The organism is Amycolatopsis mongoliensis, assembly GCF_030285665.1.
Classification (GTDB): domain Bacteria; phylum Actinomycetota; class Actinomycetes; order Mycobacteriales; family Pseudonocardiaceae; genus Amycolatopsis; species Amycolatopsis mongoliensis.
On sequence record NZ_CP127295.1, the window covers coordinates 5685394 to 5708136 of the forward strand.

Here is a 22743-nt window from a genome sequence, read left to right on the forward strand (position 1 = left end):
CGCTGAGGGCGTTGTCACAGAGCTGTGACGCGGTGATCGCCTTCCGCGGACATCGGCTGAGCAGGGTGAGCCGTATGCGAAGTCGATCTCTGCTGTTCGGTGTCGTACTCGGGTTGACCGTGCTCCTCGCTGCCGCTCCGGCGCAGGCGATCCTGGGCGGTACCGAATCCCGGCGGGCCTACTCGTTCATGGGTTCGTTCCAGCCGTCGTTCCCCCGGCCACCGCGCCCGGACGGCCACGGGTGCGGTGTGGAAGTCCTGGCGCCGCAATGGGTGCTGACCGCCAGCCACTGCGCCGGCAAGAACCCGACCGGCGCGCGGGTGGGCGTCCCGCGTGGCTGGAAGGTCCGGGTCGGGTCGCTCGACACGACGTCCGGCGGCGAGACCGCCGAGGTCGATCACTACTATCGGCTGGCGACGAACAGCGATGAGGGCGGGTTCTGGGGCAAGGACCTCGCACTGCTGCACCTGCGGACCCCGGTGAAGGCCCGGCCGCTGCGGATCGCGTCGGCCACGCCGGCGGACAACGCGCCGGTCCGCATCCTGGGCTGGGGGATGAGCTGCGAGGACAGCGGCGATCCGGCGTGCTTCCCGACGCGGCTGCGGGAGGCCGACACCGTCGTGCAGCCGGTCGCGGTGTGCCCCGTGGCCGCGCCCGGAGAGCTGTGCGTCGGCAGCCGCGACGGCAGCGTCGCCGCGGGCAATATGGACTCCGGCGGCCCGGCCCTGGTCCGCGACGGCGACGGCTGGGCATTGGCCGGCGTGGTCAGCGGCCCGGCTGGAGACAAGGCGCCGACGCTGTACACCGACGTCACCCGCCACGCTGCCTGGATCAACGGCATCATCAGCGGCGCCCACGTGCCGCTCGATGACGTTATCCCGGATGTCGAGGGCGCGGTGGACCTGAACGGCTGCGTCGGCTCGGTGGTCCGCACGCCCGCGTCTCATCCGCAGGACCCGGCGCTGCTGCTGACGAACGGGCACTGCGTCCAGGACGAGCGGCCGGCGCAGGGAGCCGCGCTGGTGGACAGGCCCGCCGACTTCGCGGCACCGATCGCGGACCACCAGGGCTACCCGCTGGCGACGCCCCGCGCGAACCGCCTGCTGTACGCGACGATGACCGGCACAGACATCGCGTTGTACCGCCTGGACAAGACCTACGCGCAACTGCGGTCCGTCAAGGTCTTCCGGCTGACGTCGTCGCCCGTGCGCGCGGGGGATGCGTTGACGATGGCTTACACGAGCACCCGGCTTCACTGCACCGCCGAGGCGGTGGTGCCGCACCTGCGTGAGGGCGGCTACCAGCAGGACGACGCAATCCGCTACGCGACCAGCCCGGACTGCGCGCCCTGGCACGGGACGTCCGGGTCGGCGCTGCTGGCCGGGGACGGCGTGACGGTGGTGGGCATCCACAACACCCACAACGACACGGGCGAGCAGTGCACCGTCGACAACCCGTGCGAAGTGGGCACGGACGGTTCGGTGACTTCGGTCAAGGGGCGAGGCTACGGGCAGCAGGTCGCCGGGATCGCGGCCTGCGTGGTCCAGGGGTCGAAGCTGGACCTGTCCCGCCCGGGCTGCGCCCTGACGGCGTCACCCCGGCCGAGGTGACGCCGTCCCCGCGATCTGCTCCGGCCTGATCCGGCTCGCGACCCGCAGAAGGCATCGCCGCGAACTGGGGTGACCGCCTTCGACGACACCGGCCTGCGCGTAGCCGGCGGCAAAGTGTGCCTCCGCGCCAACCCCGCCAAATGCGTCATCAGCCGACACGGCAACCAAGACGGCAACCGGCAGCAGCGACGACCACCCACCGTCCGGACCAATCATGGCGACGGCAATCGAACGTCCGCTATTGCCGACGAGCGTGCGATCGGCTGTCCGGATCGAGGCAACAACCGAAGGAATACAGGTTGCGACGGTTGAGTACTGTCGGCTGCCGGAGGTGAGTGTCCACGTGGAACTCATGCGGCTTGAGATCGATCGGTACGACTGGGCCGCAATGCAATGCGGGTGCCACCGTCCAGCCGAACACCTCGCTGCCGACCTGCTGGCGCTGGCGCAGGGAACGGAGAGCCTGGATCTGGCCGGCCACGTGGTCGCGCCCGGCGAGATCCTGGTCGAAGCGTCGTTGCCCGCGCTGGCCGTGGCACTGGCTGCGATCGCCGGAGGCGTCACCGGGCAGTCACGGGACCAGTTCTTCCACCTCGTCCTCTGCCTCATCGGGGACAACGGTCACGCGTTCGGCCTCTTCGAGGGGAGGGACCCTGTCGCGGAGTGCCGCGCGCTGGCACGCACTGGATTGTGGATGTTCTACAGCGAGGTGCTCGCGGGATGCCCCGGATCGAACGCGGCAGCTTTCGCTTTCGACATCGTGAGCGTCCTCGAGCACGGAGGGAATAACCGCGATCGGGTACGGCGAGTCCAGGCTGCCGCAGCCGAGCGACTGCCGTGGGACCTGCGCCCACCGCATGACCCTTTCGACGTTTGACCGGCGGCTGGCGCAGCCAGGGAACAAGTTCGTTCATCTCCGTACGCCCGTGCGGATCACGTCCGGTCATGCCGATGAGCGTTCGTCGGCGCCACCCTCGGCCGGTTCCGTAACAACCGCACGGTGGCGGCTTCAGGTCGATCGCTCCCTGTCGAGGTTCGAGCGGATGGTCTTGGTCGTGGGATGGTCGGGTCCTAGGGCGGTCATCACGGCCACCAGCTCGCCTGGCGGCAGGTCGAAGAGCCGCTCGTGCTGGTGCAGCGCCCACGTCGGCACCGTGGCCCGGGAGTTCTCCCAGCGGGAAACGGTGGCGTTGTCGACGGGTGGTGTCCGCACCGCGGCCGCCAATTGCCTGATGGTCAGGATGTCGTCTTCGCCGTACAGGCGCCACATCTTGAGCAGCCAGGCCGCGAGCTGACCTCGTTCGACCCGTGGCCACGGGTCGGCCGCCTCGTCGCCGAGGGAGGTCGGTCGTCCACGCCGAACCGTGGCCATCGCCCGATTTTCCCGGGCCTGTCCGCGGGGGAACGCCGCCGGACGGGTGCACCGGTTTCGCGGCAAACGGCCTGAGGGCCGGGCGCGCGGTTTACGGTCGATCTTCTCCCGCGGAAAGGAATCCGATCATGTCTGCAAAGCGTGGATGCGTCTACAGATGCGCGTTCGGGAACAACGGATTCACGTCTCAAAGGGGTGAAGCGGTGGTCGTCGTCCTGGTCGAGAAGTTCGCTAACGGCGGCAAGGGGTGCTTGGTGGCCGGCACCCGGCAGAACGGTCTGACGTGGGAGGCAGATCTCGAACACGTCTACACCGTCTTGTCCGACAAGCTGAAGGACGTTCAGCCACTCCTCTCGGATCGCGAACTGCAGGACACCAAGAAGAGACTGGGCGAATACATCAAGACCACACGGTGATCCGAAGAGCGGGAGCACGCCCGGCGCGTGGCGTGCTCCCGCTCGGGATCAGCCGGTCGCGAGGACCTTCAACCGCGAGATGTCCGCGCTGAACTGGTCCTGGTCGATCGGCGAAGAGCTGTACTGCCAGAACGTGTAGAAGCCCCAGTTGTACGGGAGCGTGCCCACCGACGACGCGTAGCGCGCCACCCACAGGGGGTTCGTCGAGCTGAAGTCGCCCTTGTTGCCGGTGCACTCGGTCCACCAGCTGGTCGCCGTGTAGATCACCGGCCAGCGGGTCGTCTTCGCGTGGTACTCGTCGCTGAACGCCTTGATCCACGACACCATCGCCGACTGGCTCAGGCCGTAGCAGGCGTTGTTCGGGCCCCACTCGATGTCGAGCGTGCCCGGGAGCGTCTTGCCGTCCTTCGACCAGCCGCCGCCGTGGGCGACGAAGTAGTCGGCCTGGGCCGCGCCGCCCGAGGTGTCCGGCCGGCCGTAGTGGTACGCGCCGCGGATCATGCCGACGTTGTACGAACCCGTGTACTGCTGGCTGAAGTAGGGGTTCTGGTAGCCGGTTCCCTCGGTTGCCTTGACATAGGCGAACTTCTTGCCCGCGCTCCAGTACGACGCCCAGTTCACGTTGCCCTGGTAGGAGCTGACGTCGATGCCGGGGACGCTCGCGTCCACCGACGCCGGCGCGAGCCCGGCCGAGGCGACGCCGTCGTGGGCGCGGATCGCCGCGCCCATCTCGTGGTTGTTCGACGCGTCCTGGTCGGGCAGGCCCGGCGCCGCTTCGGCGCCGGCGGCGGTCACGACCAGCAGGGAGGTCGAGACGGCCACAGCGGCGCCGAGCAGGCGGCGCCATCTCCGTGATGCGGTCATCTTCAGTTGTCCTTTCGGTTGCCCTCGCGGTGCGCGGCTGTGCAGGGCCGCGCCGGACGATTCTGTGGCGTTGAGGTGGTTAGTGTCACTCCGCCATGTGATCCAATTTCGAAGTCTGGGGAAACTCGTAAAACTCTGACAAGTCGGGTGACGCTGCCCGATCCGCGCCCTTTGGCGTCTTGAAGGCGTCTGGCCGGAGGGGCAGACTCGCCCGCATGCCGTCGATCGGATGCCGCAGAGTCCTCGTCATCGCCGCCACCGCCGCGCTCGCCACCACGGTCGCGGCCGGGCCCGCCTCCGCCGCCACCCCGACGCCGAAGTCCCCGGTCGCCGTCGGCTTCGGGGGCGCCGTGGCCAGCATCGACGCCGACGCCACCGCGATCGGCACCCAGGTCCTGCGCGACGGCGGGAACGCCGTCGACGCGGCCGTCGCGGTCGCCGCCACGCTCGGCGTCACCGACCCGTTCTCGGCCGGCGTCGGCGGGGGCGGGTTCTTCGTCTACTACGACGCGAAGACCCACCGCGTCCACACCCTCGACGGCCGGGAGACCGCGCCGAGGTCCGCGGACGCGAACCTGTTCGTCGAGAACGGCCAGCCGCTGCCGTTCAACGAAGCCGTCACGAGCGGGCTCAGCGTCGGCGTGCCCGGTACGCCGGCGACGTGGTCCGAGGCCCTCCGCAAGTGGGGGACGCGCTCGCTGGCGAAGTCGCTGAAGCCCGCGGAAGACCTGGCGCGCACCGGGTTCGTCGTCGACCAGACGTTCCAGACGCAGATCGCGAACAACGCCGCGCGGTTCGCCGCGTTCCCGTCGACGCGGTCGCTGTACCTGCCGGGCGGCGCCCCGCCGGCACCCGGGACCGTCTTCCGGAACCCCGACCTCGCCGCGACGTACGCGCAGCTCGAACGCCACGGCGTCGACGCGCTGTACCGGGGCCCGATCGGCGCGGACATCGCGAAGACCGTCCAGCAGCCGCCGAAGGACCCGGCCTCGACGCTGAACGTGCGCCCCGGCAAGCTGACCGCCGCGGACATCGCCGCCTACCGCGCCATCGAGCGCACCCCGACCCACGCGACCTACGAGGGCCTCGACGTCTACGGCATGCCGGCGCCGTCCTCGGGCGGGCTCACGGTCGGCGAGGCGCTCAACATCCTCGAGAACTTCGACCTGAAGCACGCGAGCAAGACCGACTACCTGCAGTACTTCCTGGAGTCGACGCGGTTCGCCTTCGCCGACCGCAACCGCTGGATCGGCGACCCCGCCGTCGTCGACGTCCCGGCCAAGGAGCTGCTGAGCCAGCGCTTCGCCGACTCGCGGGCGTGCCTGATCTCGAAGGACAAGGCCGCGACGAGCCCGGTCGCCCCGGCAGACCCGGAGCACCCCGCGCCGTGTGCCGCGGGCACGACGGCGGCGCCGACGCCGTACGAGGGCGAGAACACCACGCACCTCACGGTCGCCGACAAGTGGGGCAACGTCGTCGCCTACACGCTGACCATCGAGCAGGAGGGCGGCAGCGGCATCGTCGTGCCGGGCCGCGGGTTCCTGCTCAACAACGAGCTGACCGACTTCTCCTTCACGCCGGTGACGCCGGGCGTGCCCGACCCGAACCTGCCCGGCCCGGGCAAGCGGCCGCGCTCCTCGATGGCGCCGACGATCGTGCTCGACCACGGCCGCCCGTTCTTCGCCACGGGTTCGCCGGGTGGCGCGTCGATCATCACGACGGTGCTGCAGGTGATCCTCGGCCGCCTCGACCGCGGGCTGTCCCTGGAGGACGCCATCGCGGCACCGCGGGCGTCGCAGCGGAACTCCGCGGCCGCCCAGGTCGAGCAGGCGTTCCTGGACCAGCCGGAGACGGCGGCGCTGAAGGCCCGCGGCCAGGGCTTCTCGACGGCGCCGGCGGAGATCGGCGCGGCGACCGGGGTGGAGCGCCTGCGTGACGGCCGCTGGCTGGCGGCCGCGGAACCGGTCCGGCGTGGGCAGGGCGCGGCCCAGGTGGTGTGGCCCGCCCACTGGTAGCCCTCGGCCCGAGCGCCCCAATGTGGCGTTCGGTGCGTCTGACGCACCGAACGCCACATTGGGGCGCTTCGGCTCAGGCTTCGAGCGCCCAGCGGAGGTAGCGCGTCTTCGGCACGAACCCGGCCGTTGCGAAGACCCCGGACGCCCCGGACGGGCTCGCCGAGTCCACGACCAGGCTCGCCCGGTCGTAGCCCTGGTCCGCAGCCGCGCGCAGTGCGTGTGCCGGCAGCGCCCCGGCGATTCCCCGCCGCCGGTACTCGCGCAGCGTCCCGATGGCCATGAAATGCGCGTCGCGGATCCCGGTCGCCTCCGTGTCGGCGTCCCAGGACATCGTCACCAGCATCCCCGCCGCAGTGCCGGTCGCGTCCCGGAGCAGGAAGCTGACCTCCGGCCGGAACGTCTGGTTGGTGATCTTGTTCCGCCACAGGTCCGGGGGCATCGGCACCGCACCCCAGTGGTCCTCGGACGCCGCGTTCCGCACGCGCCGGAACTCTTCGTCGGTCTCCGCCGACCACGGCTCGATCCGCGGCCCGGGCTCAGGGGACGTCACGTCTTCGAGCGGGTGCTCCATGCGCCGGAAGTACCGGGCCGGCGCGAAGCCCTGGGACCGCATCAGCTCGGCGAGCCCGGCGATGTGCTCGGGCCGGTGGACGTCGACCACGAGCTTCGCCCCCGGGTGGTGCCGGGCGTGCAGCACCCTCGCTGCCGCCACCCCCGCCTCGACGAGCGCGGTGCCGACGCCCCGGCGGCGGTGGGCCGGGTGGACCCCGCCGTCCAGGAAGACCCGGTGGACCTCGTCGGCGGACGGCTTGTAGCGGATCTTCACGTACCCGATCATCACGTCGCCGTCGAAGGCCGCGAGGCTGCCGCGCTCCAGGTCCGCGTAGGGGTCGACCAGCTCCGTGAGGGTGTCCTCCGCGGTGTAGTTCTCGCCGATCCGGTCCACGGTTTCCATGGCGTTGAGGAGGTCGGCCGACGTCGGGGCGTCGTCGCGGGTGAGCGGTCGCCAGGTCGGAGACGGAGACGGTCCGGGCACACCGGCGACGCTAACCGGGCCCGCGCGCCCTGTCGCCTGGTTTCCCGGCGGGCGCGACGCGCCGTGATCACGAGGGCCTTCTAGACTCAGGCTCGATGTTCCAGCCACGTGAATCCTCCCTGCTTCCGCCGGGGGTGGGCCGATGAAGCTCGTCTTCGCCGGCACCCCCGACCCGGCCGTCCCCGCGCTGCGTGCCCTGCTCGATTCCGGCCGCCACGAGGTCGTCGCCGTCGTCACCCGTCCCGACGCGCAGGCCGGGCGCGGCCGCCGGGTCGTCCGCTCCCCGGTCGGCGCCCTCGCCGACGAGCACGGCATCGAGGTCCTGACGCCCGCGCGCGCCGGTGACCCGGCCTTCCTCGCCCGGCTGGCGGAGCTGGCGCCGGACGCCTGCCCGGTCGTCGCCTACGGTGCGTTGCTGCCGCAGGCCGCCCTCGACATCCCCCGCCTCGGCTGGGTGAACCTGCACTTCTCGCTGCTGCCCGCGTGGCGGGGCGCGGCGCCGGTGCAGGCCGCGATCCGCGCCGGCGACGAGATCACCGGCGCGTCGACCTTCCGGATCGTCAAGGAGCTGGACGCGGGCCCGGTCTACGGGGTCGTCACCGAGGCGATCGGCGCGACCGACACGGCGGGCGGCCTGCTCGGGCGGCTCTCGGAGTCCGGCGCCAAGCTGCTGCTGTCCACCATGGACGGTCTGGCCGACGGCAGCCTGGTCGCGCGCGAGCAGCCCGCCGAGGGCACCAGCTACGCGCCGAAGGTGACGGTCGAGGACGCCCGGGTGTCCTTCGCCGACCCGGCCTCGGCGGTCGACCGGCAGATCCGGTCGGTCACCCCGGACCCGGGCGCGTGGGCGGAGTTCCGCGGGGAGCGGTTCAAGCTCGGCCCGGTGACGGTGCTCGACGAGCCCGGCCCGCCGCCGGGGGAGATCATGGTCGAACGCAAGCGGGTGCTGGTCGGGACGGCGACGAAGCCGCTGCGGCTCGGCGAGGTCCAGGCACCCGGCAAGAAACGGATGGCGGCCACCGACTGGGCGCGAGGTACGAGGATCGACCAGGGAGAGCGCCTCCGGTGAACGACCACAGGGAACGACGTCCGTCACGGCCGCAGCGGGGGCGCCCGGCGCCGCGCAAGGAAGGCCCGCGCCGTCCGCCGGAGGTGGACGCGCCCCGGCAGGCCGCGTTCGACGTCCTGCGCGCGGTCCGGGAGAAGGACGCCTACGCCAACCTCGTCCTCCCGGACCTGCTGCGCGAGCGGCGGATCAGCGGCCGGGACGCGGCATTGGCGACCGAGCTGGCGTACGGCGCGTCGCGGGCCCAGGGCCTGCTCGACGCGGTCATCGAGTCCTGCGCCGAGCGGCCGCTGGCCAAGACCGACCCGGTGGTGCTGGACGCACTGCGCCTCGGCGTCTACCAGCTGCTGCGCACGCGCATCCCGGAGCACGCCGCCGTCACGTCCACTGTGGACCTCGTGCGGGCCGAGGCGGGTTCGTGGGCCACCGGTTTCGCGAACGCCATCCTGCGCAAGGTGTCCGAAAAGGACGAAGCGGCGTGGCTGGACGAGCTGGCGCCGGACGATTCGGCCGACCCGATCGGGGCCTACGCGCTGCGCACCGCGCACCCGCGCTGGATCGCCCGCTCGTTCGCCGAAGCGCTGGGGGACAAGGGTGCCGGCCTCAAGGCCGCGCTCGAAGCCGACGACGCGCGGCCCGAGGTGCACCTGGTCGCCCGCCCGGGCGAGATCAGCGCCGACGAGCTGGCCGCGATCACCGGCGGCGACCCGGCGCCGTACTCGCCCTACGGCGTCCGCCTGCCCGCGGGCGCCGGTGACCCGGCCGACGCCGAGCCGGTCCGCGAGCGGCTGGCCGCGGTGCAGGACGAGGGCAGCCAGCTCTGCGCGATCGCCGCGACGAAGGTGCCGGTCGAAGGCACCGACGAGCGCTGGCTCGACCTGTGCGCCGGCCCCGGCGGCAAGGCGGCGCTGCTCGGCGCGCTGGCGGCGTTGAGCGGAGCCCGCGTGGACGCCGTGGAGAAGGCGCCGCACCGCGCGAAGCTCGTCGAGAAGGCCACGACCGGGCTGCCGGTCAAGGTGCACGTCGCCGACGGCCGGGAGTCCGGCCTGGAGCCGGGCTACGACCGGATCCTGGTCGACGCGCCGTGCAGCGGGCTCGGCGCGCTGCGGCGGCGGCCGGAGGCGCGCTGGCGGCGGCAGCCGTCCGACGTCGCGGACCTGACGAAGCTGCAGGGCGAGCTGATCGTCGCGGCCTACGAGCTGCTGCGGCCGGGCGGCGCGCTCACCTACGTCGTCTGCTCGCCGCACCTCGCCGAAACCGAGGGCGTCGTCGGGGAGACGGCCCGGCGGCTGAAGGCCGAGGTGCTGGACGCGCGCGAGCTGTTCCCGGGCGTGCCGGAACTCGGCGACGGGCCGTACGTGCAGCTCTGGCCGCACCGCCACGGCACGGACGCGATGTTCTGCGCCGTGCTGCGCAAACCGTGAGGGATCTCGGGCTGGTCGCCAGCTCGTGCGGCGGGCTGGACGTCCGGTTCGCCGCCGAGCTGGTGAAACCCGCCGCGGCCCGCGGCTGGCGGCCGGCGATCACGCTGACGCCGACCGCGATGCGCTGGCTGACGTCCACGGGCGGGCTCGACGACGTCGCGGCGGGCACCGACCTGCCGGTCCGCAGCGTCTCGCGGCTGCCGGGGGAGCCGCGGCCGCACCCGGACCCGGCGGTGTTCCTCTTCGCTCCGGCGTCGGCCAACTCGGTCGCCAAGCTGGCGCTGGGCATCGCGGACAACCAGGCGCTGACCGTGCTCGGCGACGTCCTCGGCGCGCCCGGGATCACGATCGTGGTCGCGTACCAGATCCAGGACACCCGGGTGCACCACCCGGCGTGGCAGCGCCACATCGACACCCTCGCGGGCGCCGGGGTGACGCTGCACCGCCTCGATATCCGGCGGCCGTGGACCGAGGCCCTGGACCTGCTTCCCTGAGCCGGCTCGCGGGGGCGCCCCCCGTTTTCCACGTTACCGGGTGGCACCGACAGTTCCGGCCTACTTGCGGGCCAGCGCGACCTCGAACGCCGTCTCGGTCGCCTCCCGCGTCGCGTCGGGCAGGGGATCCTCGTTGGCGGACACGGTGGCGCTCCGGCCGCCGTCGGTGGTGCCGGACAGGGTCGCGAAGCCGAAGATGTCGCCGCCGTGGCCCCAGTAGCGCGTGCCGTCGGGCAGGGTCCGGTGGAACAGGCCGAGGCCGTAGTCCGTGCCGGGTTCGCCCGGCACCGGGACCGTGCGCTGCATCTGCGCGAGCTGCGCGGGGCGCAGCAGGCGGCCGCCGAGCAGCGCGCTGTAGAACGTGTCGAGGTCCCGGCCGGTCGACACTAGCGCGCCCGCCGCACCGGCGATCGACGGGTCGAACTCGGTGAAGTCGAGCAGTTTCCCCTCGCCCGGCACGTATCCGCGCGCGTGCGGCGCGGGCAGCGACTCCTCACCGCGCCCCGGCAGGGAGGTGCCGCGCAGGCCGAGCGGCCGGGTGATCCGGCAGGTGATCTCGGCGGCGACGCTGTGCCGCGTGACCTTCTCGACGAGCATCCCGGCGACGATGTAGTTGGTGTTCGAGTACGACCACGAGCTGCCGGGCGCGAACAACGGCGGGTGCTTCACCGCCAGCGCGACCAGCTCGCCGGGGTCGGCCCCGCGGTGGCGCAGCGATTCGAGGTCGCCCGTCGCCAGCACGTCGTCGGTGTAGCTGTAGAGCCCGCTGGTGTGCTGCAGCAGGTTCCGCACGGTGATCGTGCGGCCGTCGTTGCCGTTCCCGGTGATCAGCCCGGGCAGGTAGCGCTCGATCGGCGCGTCGAGGTCGACCTTCCCCTCGGCGACGAGCTGGAGCACCACGGTCGCGACGAACGTCTTCGTGATGCTCCCGGCGCGGAACTTCGCGTCCCGCGGGTACGGCGTCCCGGTGGTGACGTCGCCGGTCCCGCTGCGCGTCTCGGTGACGCGCCCGTGGTCGGTGACGACGGCTTCGGCGCCGGGCGCGCCACCTTGGACGGTGACCCGGTCGAGCGCCCGCTGCAGCGGATTCGCGGTGGTGGCGAGCGCCGGTGCCGCGGTGGTCGCCGCGAGGAGTGCGACGAGCGTGCCGCAGGCGACGATCCGCTTGCCGCGCAATGACTTCCGCATGAAAGAACCCCCTGGTGTCTCGGTGCTCCCCAACCTAGGGAGCCGCGACGCCAGGGGGCATGGGGCAGGCCGCCCGAACGATCCGGGGGCCTGCCCTACCGCACTCGTCGTGAGTGAGAAACAGTGTTCTAACGCTGTTTCTCACTCACGACCGGGTCAGCGCAGGCGAAGCGCGCGCTTCAGGGTGCCGAACAGGTCGGTCTGGTTGGTCAGGCCGACGATGTTGGCCGCCTGCGGGCCCATGGCCGCGATGCGGACCTGGGTGCCCGTGTGCGACTGCGAGCCGCCGGTCTCGGCGGTGCCGTACGCGAGGGTCATGTTCGCGCCCTCGTTCGTGATCAGCGTCGCGGTCAGGCCCGGGGTCGCGGTCGGCTCGACGATCTGGGAGCTGTGGCCGTGGTCGGCGGTCACCAGCACCAGGGTGTCGGGGTGGCTGCGGGCGAACGCCGTGCCCGCCGCGATGGCCGCGTCGAAGTCGACCGTCTCGCCGATCTGGCCGCACGGGTCGGCGGCGTGGTCCTGCTTGTCGATGCTCGCGCCCTCGACCTGCAGGAAGAAGCCCTTGTCCGAGTGACGGTCGTCGAGCAGCTCCAGCGCCTTGCGGGTCTGGTCGGCCAGCTTCGGCTGGGTCTTCGGCAGCGCCGGGTTCGGCGTGCAGCGCGCCGGGGCGGTGCCGCCGTGGACCGCGGCCGGGCCGGTCCAGTTCACCGGCATGTTGTTCTTGGCGAACAGGCCGAGGACCGGCTTGCCCTTCTTGGCCGCCGCGAGGTCGGCCGCGGTGTTGACGACGTTGTAGCCGGCTGCCTTCGCCTGCTCCAGCACCGTCTTGCCCTTGAACTTGCCGGCGGTGACCGTCTGGTCGAAGTACGCCGCACCGCCGCCCAGCAGGACGTCGGGGCGGGTCTGGACCAGCTGCTCGGAGATCGAGCCGGCGCCGCCCTTCTCCTTGGCGTTGACCGCGCACTTGGCGGTCGTCTCGACCGGGCCCTTGCAGTCGCGGCTGACGACGTGCGCGCCGAGCACGGCCGGGGTGGCGTCCTGGACCTCGGCGGTGGTGACGTCGCCGGTGCGCAGCCCGCTGCGCTTGGCCAGCTCGAGGATCGTCGGCACGGGGTTGCCGTACGCGTCGACGGAGATGGCGCCGTTGTAGGTCTTGACGCCGGTGGCCCAGCCGGTGCCGGACGCGGCCGAGTCGGTCACGTAGTTCGGCTTGCCGGGGTTGTTCTGCTCCACGGCGTAGGTGGTGTAGTCGCCGGTCAGCGGCAGCTCGTCCATCGCGAGCCGGCCGGCGGCGCCGCGCTCGTAGTTGCGCGCGGAGGTGATCTCCGACTGGCCCATGCCGTCACCGAGGAACAGGATGACGTTGCGGGCACTGCCGCCCTGGATCGCGGAGCGGACGTCGTTGGTGCGGTCACCGGTGCCGGCCGACGAGCGCGCGTTGTCGCTGTAGGCACTGTCGGAGCCGTTGGTGGCCAGGGCGACCGGGGCGGCGGCGACCAGCGCGGCGCCGAGCGCGCCCGCGACCAGCCACCGGCGGCGGCCGGTGAGCAGCGAAGCCATGTTTCTCCTCATTGGGGACTTCGGGAAGTAAGAGCCCGGATTCCGGACACGGGCTATTAGTCCCCTTGCATGTGTGCCGAGGACTGCCGCCGGGTGAGCGGCGGGTGGCGGCTGACCGAACTCCTGGCTTCACGGAGGTGACCGGGAGCACGTCGGTTATTGACCGGCGAGGTGCCCCGGCCGGACGACGCCGGCTTCGTACGCGATGACCACGGCCTGGCTGCGGTTGGCCGCGCCGAGCTTGCCGAAGATGTTGCCCACGTGGGTCTTCACCGTCTCGAGGCTGATCACCAGCGCGGCCGCGATGTCCGAGTTGGACAGTCCGGTGGCGATCAGCCGCAGCACCTCGGCCTCGCGCCGGGTGAGCGTCTTCGCCACCCGCGTGTACTTCCCGCCCGGCGGCCGGGCGCTCACCAGCCGCCGGATCGCCTCGGGGAACAGCAGCGACTCGCCGGCGGCGACGGTCCGGACGGCGTGCGCGATCTCCTCCTTGCGCGCCCGCTTCAGCAGGAACCCGCTCGCCCCGGCCAGCAGCGCCTCGTGCACGTAGTCGTCGTTGTCGAACGTCGTGACCACGAGGACCTTCGGCTGCTCGCCGGGCTCGGCGAGCAGCCGCCGGGTGGCCTCGATGCCGTCCGTGCCGGGCATCCGGACGTCCATCAGCACGACGTCCGGCCGGGTGCGGCGCACCGCGGGCAGCACCTCGGCGCCGTCGGCCGCTTCGCCGAGCACGGTGATGCCCTGCTGCTCCAGCAGGGCCCGCAGGCCGGTGCGGACCAGTGGCTCGTCGTCGGCCAGGAGCACAGTGGGCCTCACGCGCCCGCCCGCAGCGGGATGGTCGCGCTCAGCCGCCACCGATCGCCGTCCGGACCGGCGTCGAGCTCCCCGCGCAGGGCTTCGACGCGCTCGGCGAGCCCGGCCAGCCCGCGCCGCCCGGGCCGCGGGTCCACCCCGGGCAGGGCGTTGACGACGGCGATCGCCAGGCGCTCGGGCCCGGCCTCGACGCGGACGTCGACCGCGCCCGGGCCGGCGTGGCGCAGCGCGTTGGTCAGGCCCTCCTGGACGATCCGGTACCCCTCGCGCGAGACCGCGGCCGGCAGCGCGGCGACGGGTCCGGTGAGGGTCAGCCGGACGTCGAGCCCGGCGTCGCGGGCGCGCACGGCGAGGACGTCCACCTCGGCCAGCGTGCGCGCCGGCTCCTTCGCCGCGGGTTCTTCGCGCAGCAGGCCGAGGACGTGGTCGAGGTCCTCGAGGGCGCTTCGAGACGCTTCTTCGATCGTGCCGAGTGCGCGCCGCACCTCGGCAGGATCGGCCTCGACCAGCTCGGCCGCGGCCGCCGCCTGGATGGTCGACGTCGTCAGCGTGTGCCCGATCGAGTCGTGCAGCTCGCGGGCCAGCCGGTTGCGCTGGGCGAGCACGGCGGCGCGGCGTTCGGCGTGCGCCGCGCGTTCGGCCGCCGACGGACCCAGCAGCGCGGTCGCGCCGGCCCGGAGGCCGACGGTGGCGGCCGCCGTCAGCGCCAGTGCCGCGACCGCCACCACCAGCCCGAACGGGACCGTCCACGCCCCGAGCGGGACGTCGTCCCAGAAGAGGCTGATCCGGTCCTGCCCGCCGGCCAGCCACACCGCGGGCACGAGCAGCCCGAGCCCGAGGAAGGCCAGCACGGTGAACAGCACGCCGCCGGCCGCCGTGTGCAGCGCGAGCCACAGCCCGGAACGCAGCCGCGCGGTGGCGTCCGGCCGGTCCTCGGGCGCGGGGACGCTGGTGCCGAGCAGGGTGTTCGCCAGGCCGATGCCGAGGCGCCGCACCGGCCCCAGCAGGCCCAGCAGCCCCATCAGCACGGCCAGGGCGAGCAGCGCGATGAGCGCGCGCACCCGCGAATCGGCTTCGACGGACACCGCCACGGCGAGGGCGAAGGGGGCCACCGGCAGCGCGATGGCGGCCCCGGCGGCCGCGTGGAGCAGGCTGCGGTAGCTGCCGATCCGGGCCAGGGACAGGAGGAATCCGGGCATGCGGCGAGCGTAGGACGGCCGGGGTGGCCGTGACCTCCCTCTCCGGAGCCAGATCCTGGTCACACGCCAGATCCGTCACAACCGGTTAGCGGCCGTTAGCAGCGGCCTCCTACACTCGGGACGTGGCAGACCGACCCCTGATCGCCCCCAGCATCCTGTCCGCGGACTTCGCCCGGCTCGGCGAGGAGATCGCCGCCGTGGCCGGCGCCGGTGACGCCCGCGCCGACTGGGTGCACGTGGACGTCATGGACGCGCACTTCGTGCCCAACCTGACCCTGGGCCTGCCCGTGGTCAAGGCGCTGCTCAAGAGCACCGACGTGCCGATCGACTGCCACCTCATGATCGACGACCCGGACCGCTGGGCGATCGGGTACGCCGAGGCCGGCGCCTACAACGTCACCGTGCACGCCGAGGCCGCGAAGGACCCGGTCGCGCTGGCCAAGGACCTGCGCGCCGCCGGCGCGAAGGCCGGCCTCTCGATCAAGCCGGGCACCGCGCTCGAGCCGTGGCTCGACGCGCTCAAGCACTACGACACGCTGCTGGTGATGTCGGTCGAGCCGGGCTTCGGCGGGCAGTCGTTCATCGCCGAGGTCCTGGAGAAGGTCCGCACCGCGCGGCGGCTGGTCGACACCGGGCACCTGAAGCTGCTCGTCGAGATCGACGGCGGGATCAACGCCGAGACGATCGAGCAGGCCGCCGAGGCGGGTGTCGACTGCTTCGTCGCCGGATCCGCCGTCTACGGCGCCGGCGATCCGGGCAAGGCGGTCGCCGCGCTGCGCGAGCAGGCGGCCCGCGGCCGGTTCGGCTGACCCCGCCGCGGCACCGGAGAAGCCTCCGTGCCGCGTCGGGTGTTGGATGGGAGAACCGGCTCACAAGGAGGCAGCGGACGTGTTCACCGGCATAGTCGAGGAGATCGGCGAGGTCACCGCGGTCGAGCAGCTGACCAACGCGGCACGGCTGCGCGTACGCGGCCCGCTGGTCACCAGCGACGCCGGGCACGGCGACTCGATCGCGGTCAGCGGGGTGTGCCTCACGGTCGTCGAGGTGAGCGGCGGCGAGTTCACCGTCGACGTCGTGAACGAGACGCTGCAGCGGTCGAGCCTGGCCAAGGTCGCGACCGGCGACCGGGTCAACCTGGAACGCGCGACCCCCGCGGGCGGCCGGCTCGGCGGGCACATCATGCAGGGCCACGTCGACGGGACCGGCGTGTTCCTCTCCCGCGACGAGAACGGCGTCACGACGTTCGCGCTGCCGGAGCACCTGTCCCGGTACGTGGTCGAGAAGGGGTCGATCGCGGTCGACGGGATCTCCCTGACCGTCGCCGCGGTCACCGGCGACCAGTTCAAGGTGGCGCTGATCCCGACCACCCTCGAGGCGACCACCCTCGGCGGCCGGGAGGCCGGCGACCTGGTGAACCTCGAGGTCGACGTGGTCGCGAAGTACGTGGAGAAGCTGGCCGAGGCACACATCCGCGACCAGGTGCACAATCGGGACGGCGGCGGCACGGAGGAGCGGTCATGAGTGAGACGAGTGCGGCAGAGCCCGAAGCGGGCTGGACGCCGTGCGGCACCGGGGCGGTGTTCGACGCCGACGCCATCGAGCGGGCGATCGCGGACGTCGCGGCGGGCCGTCCGGTCGTCGTGGTCGACGACGAGGACCGCGAGAACGAGGGTGACCTCATCTTCGCGGCGGAGAAGGCGACGCCGGAGCTGCTGGCGTTCATGGTCCGCTACACCTCGGGCTACGTCTGCGTGGCGCTGACCGAGGCCGAAGCCGACCGGCTGGACCTGCCGCCGATGTACCACACGAACCAGGACGCGCGGGGCACCGCGTACAGCGTCACGGTCGACGCCGCCGAGGGCATCAGCACCGGCATCTCCGCCGCCGACCGCGCGCACACGATCCGGCTGCTGGCCGACCCGGCGTCGACGGCGAAGGACTTCCGCCGTCCCGGGCACGTCGTGCCGCTGCGGGCCAAGGAGGGCGGCGTGCTGCGGCGCCCCGGGCACACCGAGGCGTCGGTCGACCTGGCCCGGATGGCCGGGCTCGCGCCGGCGGGCGTGCTGTGCGAGATCGTGTCGCAGAAGGACGAAGGCGACATGGCGCGCCGCGACGAGCTCGAGGTGTTCGCCGCCGACCACGACCTGGCGATCATCACCATCGCCGACCTGATCGCCTACCGCCGTCGCACCGAGAAGCAGGTCGAGCGGGTCGCCGAGGCCCGCATCCCGCTGGCCGCGGGCACCTTCCGCGCGGTCGGCTACGACTCGCTGCTGGACGGCATCGAGCACGTCGCGTTCGTCTACGGCGAGATCGGCGACGGCCAGGACATCCTCGTGCGCGTCCACTCCGAGTGCCTGACCGGCGACGTCTTCGGCTCGCTGCGCTGCGACTGCGGCCCGCAGCTGGAAGCGGCCTTGGAAGCGGTGGCCGCCGAAGGCCGCGGCGTCGTGCTCTACATCCGCGGCCACGAGGGCCGCGGGATCGGCCTGCTGCACAAGCTGCAGGCCTACCAGCTGCAGGACGACGGCGCGGACACGGTGGACGCCAACCTCGCGCTCGGCGTCCCGGCCGACGCCCGCGACTACGGCACCGGCGCGCAGATCCTCTGCGACCTCGGCGTCCGCACCATGCGGCTGCTGTCGAACAACCCGGCCAAGCGGATCGGCCTGGAGGGCTACGGCCTGCGCGTCACCGGGCGGGTGCCGCTGCCGATCTCGCCGAATCCGGAGAACCTGCGCTACCTGCGGACCAAGCGCGACCGGATGGGGCACGACCTGGCCCAGCTCGAGCACTACGACCAGGTCGGCGCCGGCACCGAGCACCCCGACGGAGGAGCACTGTGAGCGGCGAAGGCCGTCCCGACGTTTCGCTGGACCTGACCGGCTGCAAGTCCTTGAAGCTCGGCATCGTGGCGACGCGGTGGAACGCGGACATCACCGACGTCCTGCTGGAGCGCGCGCTGGCCGCGGTGAAGGAGGCGGAGCTGGAGGAAGAGCCGACCGTGGTCCACGTCGCGGGCGCGATCGAGCTCCCGGTGGTGGCGCAGTCGCTGGCCCGCAACCACGACGCGGTGGTCGCGCTGGGCGTGGTCATCCGCGGTGGCACCCCGCACTTCGAGTACGTGTGCGACGCGGTGACGGCGGGCCTGACCCGGGTGGCGCTGGACGAGAGCACCCCGGTCGGCAACGGCGTGCTGACGTGCGACACGCACGAGCAGGCCGTCGACCGGTCGGGCCGGCCGGGCGCGAAGGAGGACAAGGGGTACGAGGCGACCGTGGCGGCCCTGGACTCCGCGCGCGTGCTGCGGAGCCTGCGCCAGCCGTGGACCGAGCGGGGATTCGTGTGAGCGTGGCTACTTCCTCTTCCGCGGTCCTGGTGATCCGCCCCCGGCGCGCGATGATCATGTGCAGCGTGCTGGCAGTGGCGCTGCTGGCGGTGTTCGTGGTGGTGGCGGTGCTGCTGCGCAACGGCGACACGGGCGTCCGCTTTCAGCGCTCGGACCAGGCGGCGATGGTCGGCATCGGAATCCTGCTGGCGTGCGGCGTGATGCTGTTCGCGATCGCCAGGGTGCGGGCGGACGCCGAGGGCATCGAGGTCCGGAACGTGCTGGTGACCCGGCGCTTCGCCTGGAGCGACGTGCTTTCGGTGAGTTTCCCCGACGGCGCTTCGTGGGCGCGGCTGGAGCTGCCGGACGACGAGTACCACGCGGTGATGGCGGTGCAGGCGGTGGACCGGGACCGGGCGGTGGAAGCGGTCCGGGCACTGCGGAAGCTGCACCGCGCGGCCACCAGCGGCTGACCGGCAGCTCTCAAGCGCCCCAATGTGGCGTTGGTAGCGTCCCACGCACCGAACGCCACATTGGGTGCGCTGGACGCACCGAACGCCACATTGGGGCGCTCGGGCCGGTGTCAGAGATCCAGGTCCACCACGATCGGTGCGTGGTCCGACGGGCCCTTCCCCTTCCGCGCATTGCGGTCCACATAGGAATCCGTCACCGCGCCGGAAAACGCGGCGTTCCCGTACACGAGATCGATCCGCATCCCCTTGTTGTTGGGGAAGTTCCCCGCCCGGTAGTCCCAGTACGTGAACGGATGGTCGTACTTCAGCGGCCGCGGGAACACGTCCGACAACCCGAGATCCCGCAGCCGCGCCAAGGCATCCCGCTCCGGCTTCGTCACGTGGGTCGACTCCGCGAACACCGCGATGTCCCAGACGTCCGCGTCCGTCGGAGCGACGTTGAAATCCCCCAGCACCGCGAACGGCCCGGACGAAGACAGCTCCGAAGAAACCAGCGACCGCAACGCCTCCAGCCACTCCAGCTTGTACGCGTAGTGCGGGTTGTCCGGCTCGCGCCCGTTCGGCACGTACACCGACCACACCCGCACGCCCCCACACGTCGCCCCGATCGCGCGCGCCTCCGCGGCCCCGTCGAACCGCGGCTCGCCCGGCAGCCCGCGCACCACGTCGGACAGCCCCACCCGGGACACGATCCCGACGCCGTTCCAGCGCCCCAGCCCGTACGCGGCGACCTCGTACCCGAGCGCCTCGACCTCGGCGAACGGGAACTTCTCCGTCGGGCTCTTCAGCTCCTGCAGGCACAGCACGTCCGGCGCGGTCTGCTCCAGGAAGTCCAGCACGCGCGGCAGGCGGGGGACGATGGAGTTCACGTTCCAGGTGACGATCCGCATGCCCGCGAGCATCCCACACCCCACCGACAGGAACGGGACGGCGCCGACGCGCCGCCCCGTTCGAAGAGAACCCTCAGACGCCCGCGGTCGTCCGGATCCAGGACCGGCTCGAAGCCACGCTCGCGTAGTTGTTCGTGCCGCGCGTGTTCGTCCCGCTCTGGTTCTGGACCGTCGACGCGACGCCGACCTGCACGCCGCCCGACACCTGGGGCCCGCCCGAGTCGCCCTTCCACGCCGACCCGTTGATCCCGACGCTCTGGATCGCGCGGCCGCCGTAGGCGTCCGTGGACCGGCCGGTGACCTGGACGTTCGCCGTCTTCAGCGCCGACGCCGGCGGGCCGGTCGGGGTCGTGCGGCCCCAGCCGTAGAGCTGGTTGGTGCTGCCGGTCGACGGGTCCGCGCTGCCCAGCGCGATCGGGCCGGCGCTGGTCGCCGAGGCCAGGTGCAGCAGCGCGATGTCGCCGTTCGGGGACTCGTACTTGCCGTCGACGGCGATCTCCGTGCCGGAGAACAGCGTGTTGCTGCCGACCTTGACGTGCATGCCCGAGCCGTCCTGGTCGAGGCAGTGCACCGCCGTCATGACCCAGCGCGCGGCGATCACCGTGCCGGAGCAGTTGAAGCCCTGGAAGTCACGGCCGGGCGTGTTCACGTACACCTGGGCGCCCCACGAAACGGTGGGGGCGGTGGTGCCGCCGACGATGTTCGGCTGGACGCCGGCGGACGCGACGGCGCCACCCGCGAGGGTCAGCGCGACGGCGGCCGTGCACGCGGCGCCGAGGGTGCGGAGAGTGCTCACGGTGGTGATCCTTTCGGACGGGGGCCGGATCGGCCGGTCGGAAAGTAACCACCGCGTCACCCGGGGCGACACCTACCGAAGTCGGAACCGGACGAACACCCTACTTCCGGCGGTGCAAGTGGTCGTGAGTGTTTAGGGCGGTTCTAACCGCCCTAAACACTCACGACCGGCTGCGGCAGACCGGGGGGCGGCGGGGACTGTCGGTGGTGGCCCATAAGCTGGGGGAGTGGCTGACCCGACCACCTACCGACCCGCTCCGGGAAGCATCCCGGAGGCCCCTGGCGTGTACAAGTTCCGCGACGCGACCAAGCGGGTCATCTACGTCGGCAAGGCGAAAAGCCTGCGCAGCAGGCTGAACTCCTACTTCGCCGACCTCTCCGGCCTGCACCCGCGCACCCGGCAGATGGTCACCACGGCCGCGAGCGTCGAGTGGACCGTCGTCACCACCGAGGTCGAGGCGCTGCAGCTCGAGTACAACTGGATCAAGGAGTTCGACCCGCGGTTCAACGTCCGCTACCGCGACGACAAGAGCTACCCGGTGCTCGCGGTGACGCTGAACGAGGAGTTCCCCCGCCTGCACGTCTACCGCGGCGCGCGCAAGAAGGGCGTCCGGTACTTCGGGCCGTACTCGCACGCCTGGGCCATCCGCGAGACCCTCGACCTGCTGCTGCGCGTGTTCCCGGCGCGCACCTGCTCGGCCGGCGTCTTCCGGCGGCACGGCCAGATCGGCCGGCCCTGCCTGCTCGGCTACATCGACAAGTGCTCGGCGCCGTGCGTCGGGCGCGTCTCGGCCGACGAGCACCGCGACATCGTCGAGGACTTCTGCGACTTCCTGGCCGGCAAGACCGACGTCATGATCAAGCGCCTCGAAACCGAGATGGCGGCCGCGTCCGAGGACCTCGAGTTCGAGCGCGCGGCCCGGCTGCGCGACGACCTCGGCGCGCTCCGGCGGGCCATGGAGAAGCAGGCCGTCGTGTTCGGCGACGGCAGGGACGCCGACGTCGTGGCGTTCGCCCACGACGAGCTGGAGGCCGCGGTCCAGGTCTTCCACGTCCGCGGCGGCCGGGTCCGCGGACAGCGCGGCTGGGTGATCGACAAGGCCGAGGAGATGGACGTCCCGGCGCTGGTCGACCACTTCATCACCCAGTTCTACGGCGAGCAGGCCGAGCTCCAGGCGCGCGACGACGTCGACTCCGGCCCGGTCGTGCCGCGCGAGGTCCTGGTGCCCGAGCTGCCCGCCGACGCCGACGCGCTCGCCGAGTGGCTGACCGGGCTGCGCGGCTCGAAGGTGCAGGTCCGGGTGCCGCAGCGCGGCGACAAGAAGGCCCTCGCCGAGACCGTGGAGCGCAATGCCGGCGAGGCGTTCACCCAGCACAAGCTGCGCCGTGCCGGCGACCTGACGGCGCGCTCGGCGGCGCTCACCGAGCTGCAGGAGTTCCTGGCTCTCGACACCGCGCCGCTGCGCATCGAGTGCATCGACATCAGCCACATCCAGGGCAGTGACGTCGTGGCGTCGCTCGTCGTGTTCGAGGACGGGCTCGCGCGCAAGTCCGAGTACCGGCGCTTCGCGCTGCGCGAGGCGGCCGAAGAGGGCGACGTCGCGTCGATCGCCGAGGTCGTGCGAAGGCGGTTCCACCGCTATCTGAAGGAGACCGCCGAGGAGACGGATTCGTCGAAGCCCGGCATCGACCCGGAGACCGGGCGGCCGAAGAAGTTCGCCTACCCACCGAACCTGCTGGTCGTCGACGGCGCGGGCCCGCAGGCCACCGCGGCCGCGGACGTGCTGGCCGAGCTGGGCATCACCGACATCTCCGTGATCGGGCTGGCGAAGCGGCTCGAAGAGGTGTGGCTGCCCGCCGACCCCGACCCGGTGATCCTGCCGCGGACGTCGGAGGGGCTGTACCTGCTCCAGCGCCTGCGTGACGAGGCCCACCGGTTCGCCATCACCTACCACCGCGAGAAGCGCTCCAAGCGGCTGCAGACGTCCGAATTGGACAGTGTGCCCGGGCTGGGGCAGGCTCGCCGCACCGCGTTGATCAAGCACTTCGGCTCGGTGAAGAAGCTCAAGCAGGCCAGGATCGAAGAGATCGAGGCGGTGCCCGGCTTCGGCAGGCGCACCGCGGAGGCCGTGGTCGCCGCGCTGGCCGGGGAGTCCGGTGCGGGTCCGAAAGCAGGGGAGTAGGGAACACAGTGAGTGCG

Annotated in this window: 22 protein-coding genes; 13 read left to right on the forward strand and 9 right to left on the reverse strand. The window is 72.1% G+C overall.

Annotated features, from left to right (window positions below):
- The first annotated feature begins 74 nt into the window (after positions 1 to 74).
- Both QRX60_RS27685 and QRX60_RS27690 read left to right on the forward strand, forming a co-directional pair.
- Entirely contained in the window at positions 75 to 1610 is a 1536-nt protein-coding gene (locus QRX60_RS27685; protein ID WP_285994356.1) for a serine protease, read from the forward strand.
- A 343-nt stretch (positions 1611 to 1953) separates the two neighbouring features.
- A complete protein-coding gene (locus QRX60_RS27690) occupies positions 1954 to 2487 on the forward strand; it encodes a hypothetical protein (RefSeq protein ID WP_285994357.1) in 534 nt (177 codons plus the stop codon).
- A 132-nt stretch (positions 2488 to 2619) separates the two neighbouring features.
- Here QRX60_RS27690 and QRX60_RS27695 read toward each other — a convergent pair whose 3' ends face one another.
- A complete protein-coding gene (locus tag QRX60_RS27695; RefSeq protein ID WP_285994358.1) occupies positions 2620 to 2982 on the reverse strand; it encodes a hypothetical protein in 363 nt (120 codons plus the stop codon).
- A 203-nt stretch (positions 2983 to 3185) separates the two neighbouring features.
- Here QRX60_RS27695 and QRX60_RS27700 point away from each other — a divergent pair, with 203 nt between their 5' ends.
- A complete protein-coding gene (locus tag QRX60_RS27700; RefSeq protein WP_285994359.1) occupies positions 3186 to 3398 on the forward strand; it encodes a hypothetical protein in 213 nt (70 codons plus the stop codon).
- A gap of 48 nt (positions 3399 to 3446) precedes the next feature.
- Here the strand turns inward: QRX60_RS27700 and QRX60_RS27705 are convergent, their stop codons facing one another.
- On the reverse strand, positions 3447 to 4262 hold the full coding sequence (locus QRX60_RS27705; protein WP_285994360.1) for a lysozyme: 816 nt from the start codon (positions 4260 to 4262) through the stop codon (positions 3447 to 3449).
- 215 nt (positions 4263 to 4477) lie between these two features.
- Between QRX60_RS27705 and ggt the strand changes: the two genes are divergently transcribed.
- Positions 4478 to 6277, forward strand: a complete 1800-nt coding sequence (gene ggt, locus QRX60_RS27710) for a gamma-glutamyltransferase (protein WP_285994361.1) — start codon at positions 4478 to 4480, stop codon at positions 6275 to 6277.
- Between the two features lie 73 nt (positions 6278 to 6350).
- Here ggt and QRX60_RS27715 read toward each other — a convergent pair whose 3' ends face one another.
- Positions 6351 to 7313, reverse strand: a complete 963-nt coding sequence (locus QRX60_RS27715; RefSeq protein ID WP_285994362.1) for a GNAT family N-acetyltransferase — start codon at positions 7311 to 7313, stop codon at positions 6351 to 6353.
- A 142-nt stretch (positions 7314 to 7455) separates the two neighbouring features.
- Between QRX60_RS27715 and fmt the strand changes: the two genes are divergently transcribed.
- The 3 genes from fmt to QRX60_RS27730 are packed head-to-tail and all read left to right on the forward strand — an operon-like array spanning position 7456 to position 10297.
- Entirely contained in the window at positions 7456 to 8382 is a 927-nt protein-coding gene (gene fmt / locus QRX60_RS27720) for a methionyl-tRNA formyltransferase (protein ID WP_285994363.1), read from the forward strand.
- Positions 8379 to 9803 (forward strand): RsmB/NOP family class I SAM-dependent RNA methyltransferase, encoded by a 1425-nt coding sequence (locus QRX60_RS27725; RefSeq protein ID WP_285994364.1) that lies wholly within the window; start codon positions 8379 to 8381, stop codon positions 9801 to 9803. The genes fmt and QRX60_RS27725 overlap by 4 nt, the downstream gene beginning before the upstream one ends.
- Positions 9800 to 10297: a flavoprotein gene (locus tag QRX60_RS27730; RefSeq protein ID WP_285994365.1), complete on the forward strand. Its 498-nt coding sequence runs from the start codon at positions 9800 to 9802 to the stop codon at positions 10295 to 10297. Before QRX60_RS27725 ends, QRX60_RS27730 begins: the two co-directional genes overlap by 4 nt.
- 60 nt (positions 10298 to 10357) lie before the next feature.
- On the opposite strand, the gene QRX60_RS27735 is transcribed toward QRX60_RS27730, so the two are convergent.
- The 4 genes from QRX60_RS27735 to QRX60_RS27750 all read right to left on the reverse strand — a co-directional run bounded on the left by QRX60_RS27735 (position 10358) and on the right by QRX60_RS27750 (position 15057).
- Positions 10358 to 11485, reverse strand: coding sequence for a serine hydrolase domain-containing protein (locus QRX60_RS27735; protein WP_285994366.1), 1128 nt, complete (start codon positions 11483 to 11485; stop codon positions 10358 to 10360).
- A gap of 156 nt (positions 11486 to 11641) precedes the next feature.
- Positions 11642 to 13045 carry an alkaline phosphatase gene (gene phoA / locus QRX60_RS27740; RefSeq protein WP_285994367.1) on the reverse strand — a complete coding sequence of 468 codons (1404 nt, stop codon included), beginning with the start codon at positions 13043 to 13045 and terminating at the stop codon, positions 11642 to 11644.
- Between the two features lie 156 nt (positions 13046 to 13201).
- Positions 13202 to 13861: a response regulator transcription factor gene (locus tag QRX60_RS27745; protein ID WP_285994368.1), complete on the reverse strand. Its 660-nt coding sequence runs from the start codon at positions 13859 to 13861 to the stop codon at positions 13202 to 13204.
- Positions 13858 to 15057 (reverse strand): sensor histidine kinase, encoded by a 1200-nt coding sequence (locus tag QRX60_RS27750; RefSeq protein WP_285994369.1) that lies wholly within the window; start codon positions 15055 to 15057, stop codon positions 13858 to 13860. The genes QRX60_RS27745 and QRX60_RS27750 overlap by 4 nt, the downstream gene beginning before the upstream one ends.
- 137 nt (positions 15058 to 15194) lie before the next feature.
- Between QRX60_RS27750 and rpe the strand changes: the two genes are divergently transcribed.
- The 5 genes from rpe to QRX60_RS27775 all read left to right on the forward strand — a co-directional run bounded on the left by rpe (position 15195) and on the right by QRX60_RS27775 (position 18858).
- Positions 15195 to 15866 carry a ribulose-phosphate 3-epimerase gene (rpe, locus tag QRX60_RS27755; protein ID WP_286003712.1) on the forward strand — a complete coding sequence of 224 codons (672 nt, stop codon included), beginning with the start codon at positions 15195 to 15197 and terminating at the stop codon, positions 15864 to 15866.
- 79 nt (positions 15867 to 15945) lie between these two features.
- On the forward strand, positions 15946 to 16578 hold the full coding sequence (locus tag QRX60_RS27760) for a riboflavin synthase (protein WP_285994370.1): 633 nt from the start codon (positions 15946 to 15948) through the stop codon (positions 16576 to 16578).
- Complete coding sequence (locus QRX60_RS27765) at positions 16575 to 17903, forward strand: bifunctional 3,4-dihydroxy-2-butanone-4-phosphate synthase/GTP cyclohydrolase II (protein ID WP_285994371.1); 1329 nt, start codon at positions 16575 to 16577, stop codon at positions 17901 to 17903. The genes QRX60_RS27760 and QRX60_RS27765 overlap by 4 nt, the downstream gene beginning before the upstream one ends.
- Positions 17900 to 18406, forward strand: a complete 507-nt coding sequence (gene ribH, locus QRX60_RS27770) for a 6,7-dimethyl-8-ribityllumazine synthase (RefSeq protein ID WP_285994372.1) — start codon at positions 17900 to 17902, stop codon at positions 18404 to 18406. Before QRX60_RS27765 ends, ribH begins: the two co-directional genes overlap by 4 nt.
- A 50-nt stretch (positions 18407 to 18456) precedes the next feature.
- Positions 18457 to 18858 carry a PH domain-containing protein gene (locus tag QRX60_RS27775; protein WP_286003713.1) on the forward strand — a complete coding sequence of 134 codons (402 nt, stop codon included), beginning with the start codon at positions 18457 to 18459 and terminating at the stop codon, positions 18856 to 18858.
- Between the two features lie 110 nt (positions 18859 to 18968).
- Here the strand turns inward: QRX60_RS27775 and QRX60_RS27780 are convergent, their stop codons facing one another.
- Together QRX60_RS27780 and QRX60_RS27785 are read right to left on the reverse strand one after the other, a co-directional pair.
- Positions 18969 to 19748, reverse strand: coding sequence for an exodeoxyribonuclease III (locus QRX60_RS27780; protein ID WP_285994373.1), 780 nt, complete (start codon positions 19746 to 19748; stop codon positions 18969 to 18971).
- A gap of 73 nt (positions 19749 to 19821) precedes the next feature.
- Positions 19822 to 20544 (reverse strand): S1 family peptidase, encoded by a 723-nt coding sequence (locus QRX60_RS27785; protein ID WP_285994374.1) that lies wholly within the window; start codon positions 20542 to 20544, stop codon positions 19822 to 19824.
- A 226-nt stretch (positions 20545 to 20770) separates the two neighbouring features.
- Here QRX60_RS27785 and uvrC point away from each other — a divergent pair, with 226 nt between their 5' ends.
- Positions 20771 to 22726: an excinuclease ABC subunit UvrC gene (gene uvrC, locus QRX60_RS27790; protein ID WP_285994375.1), complete on the forward strand. Its 1956-nt coding sequence runs from the start codon at positions 20771 to 20773 to the stop codon at positions 22724 to 22726.
- The last annotated feature ends 17 nt before the right edge of the window (positions 22727 to 22743 follow it).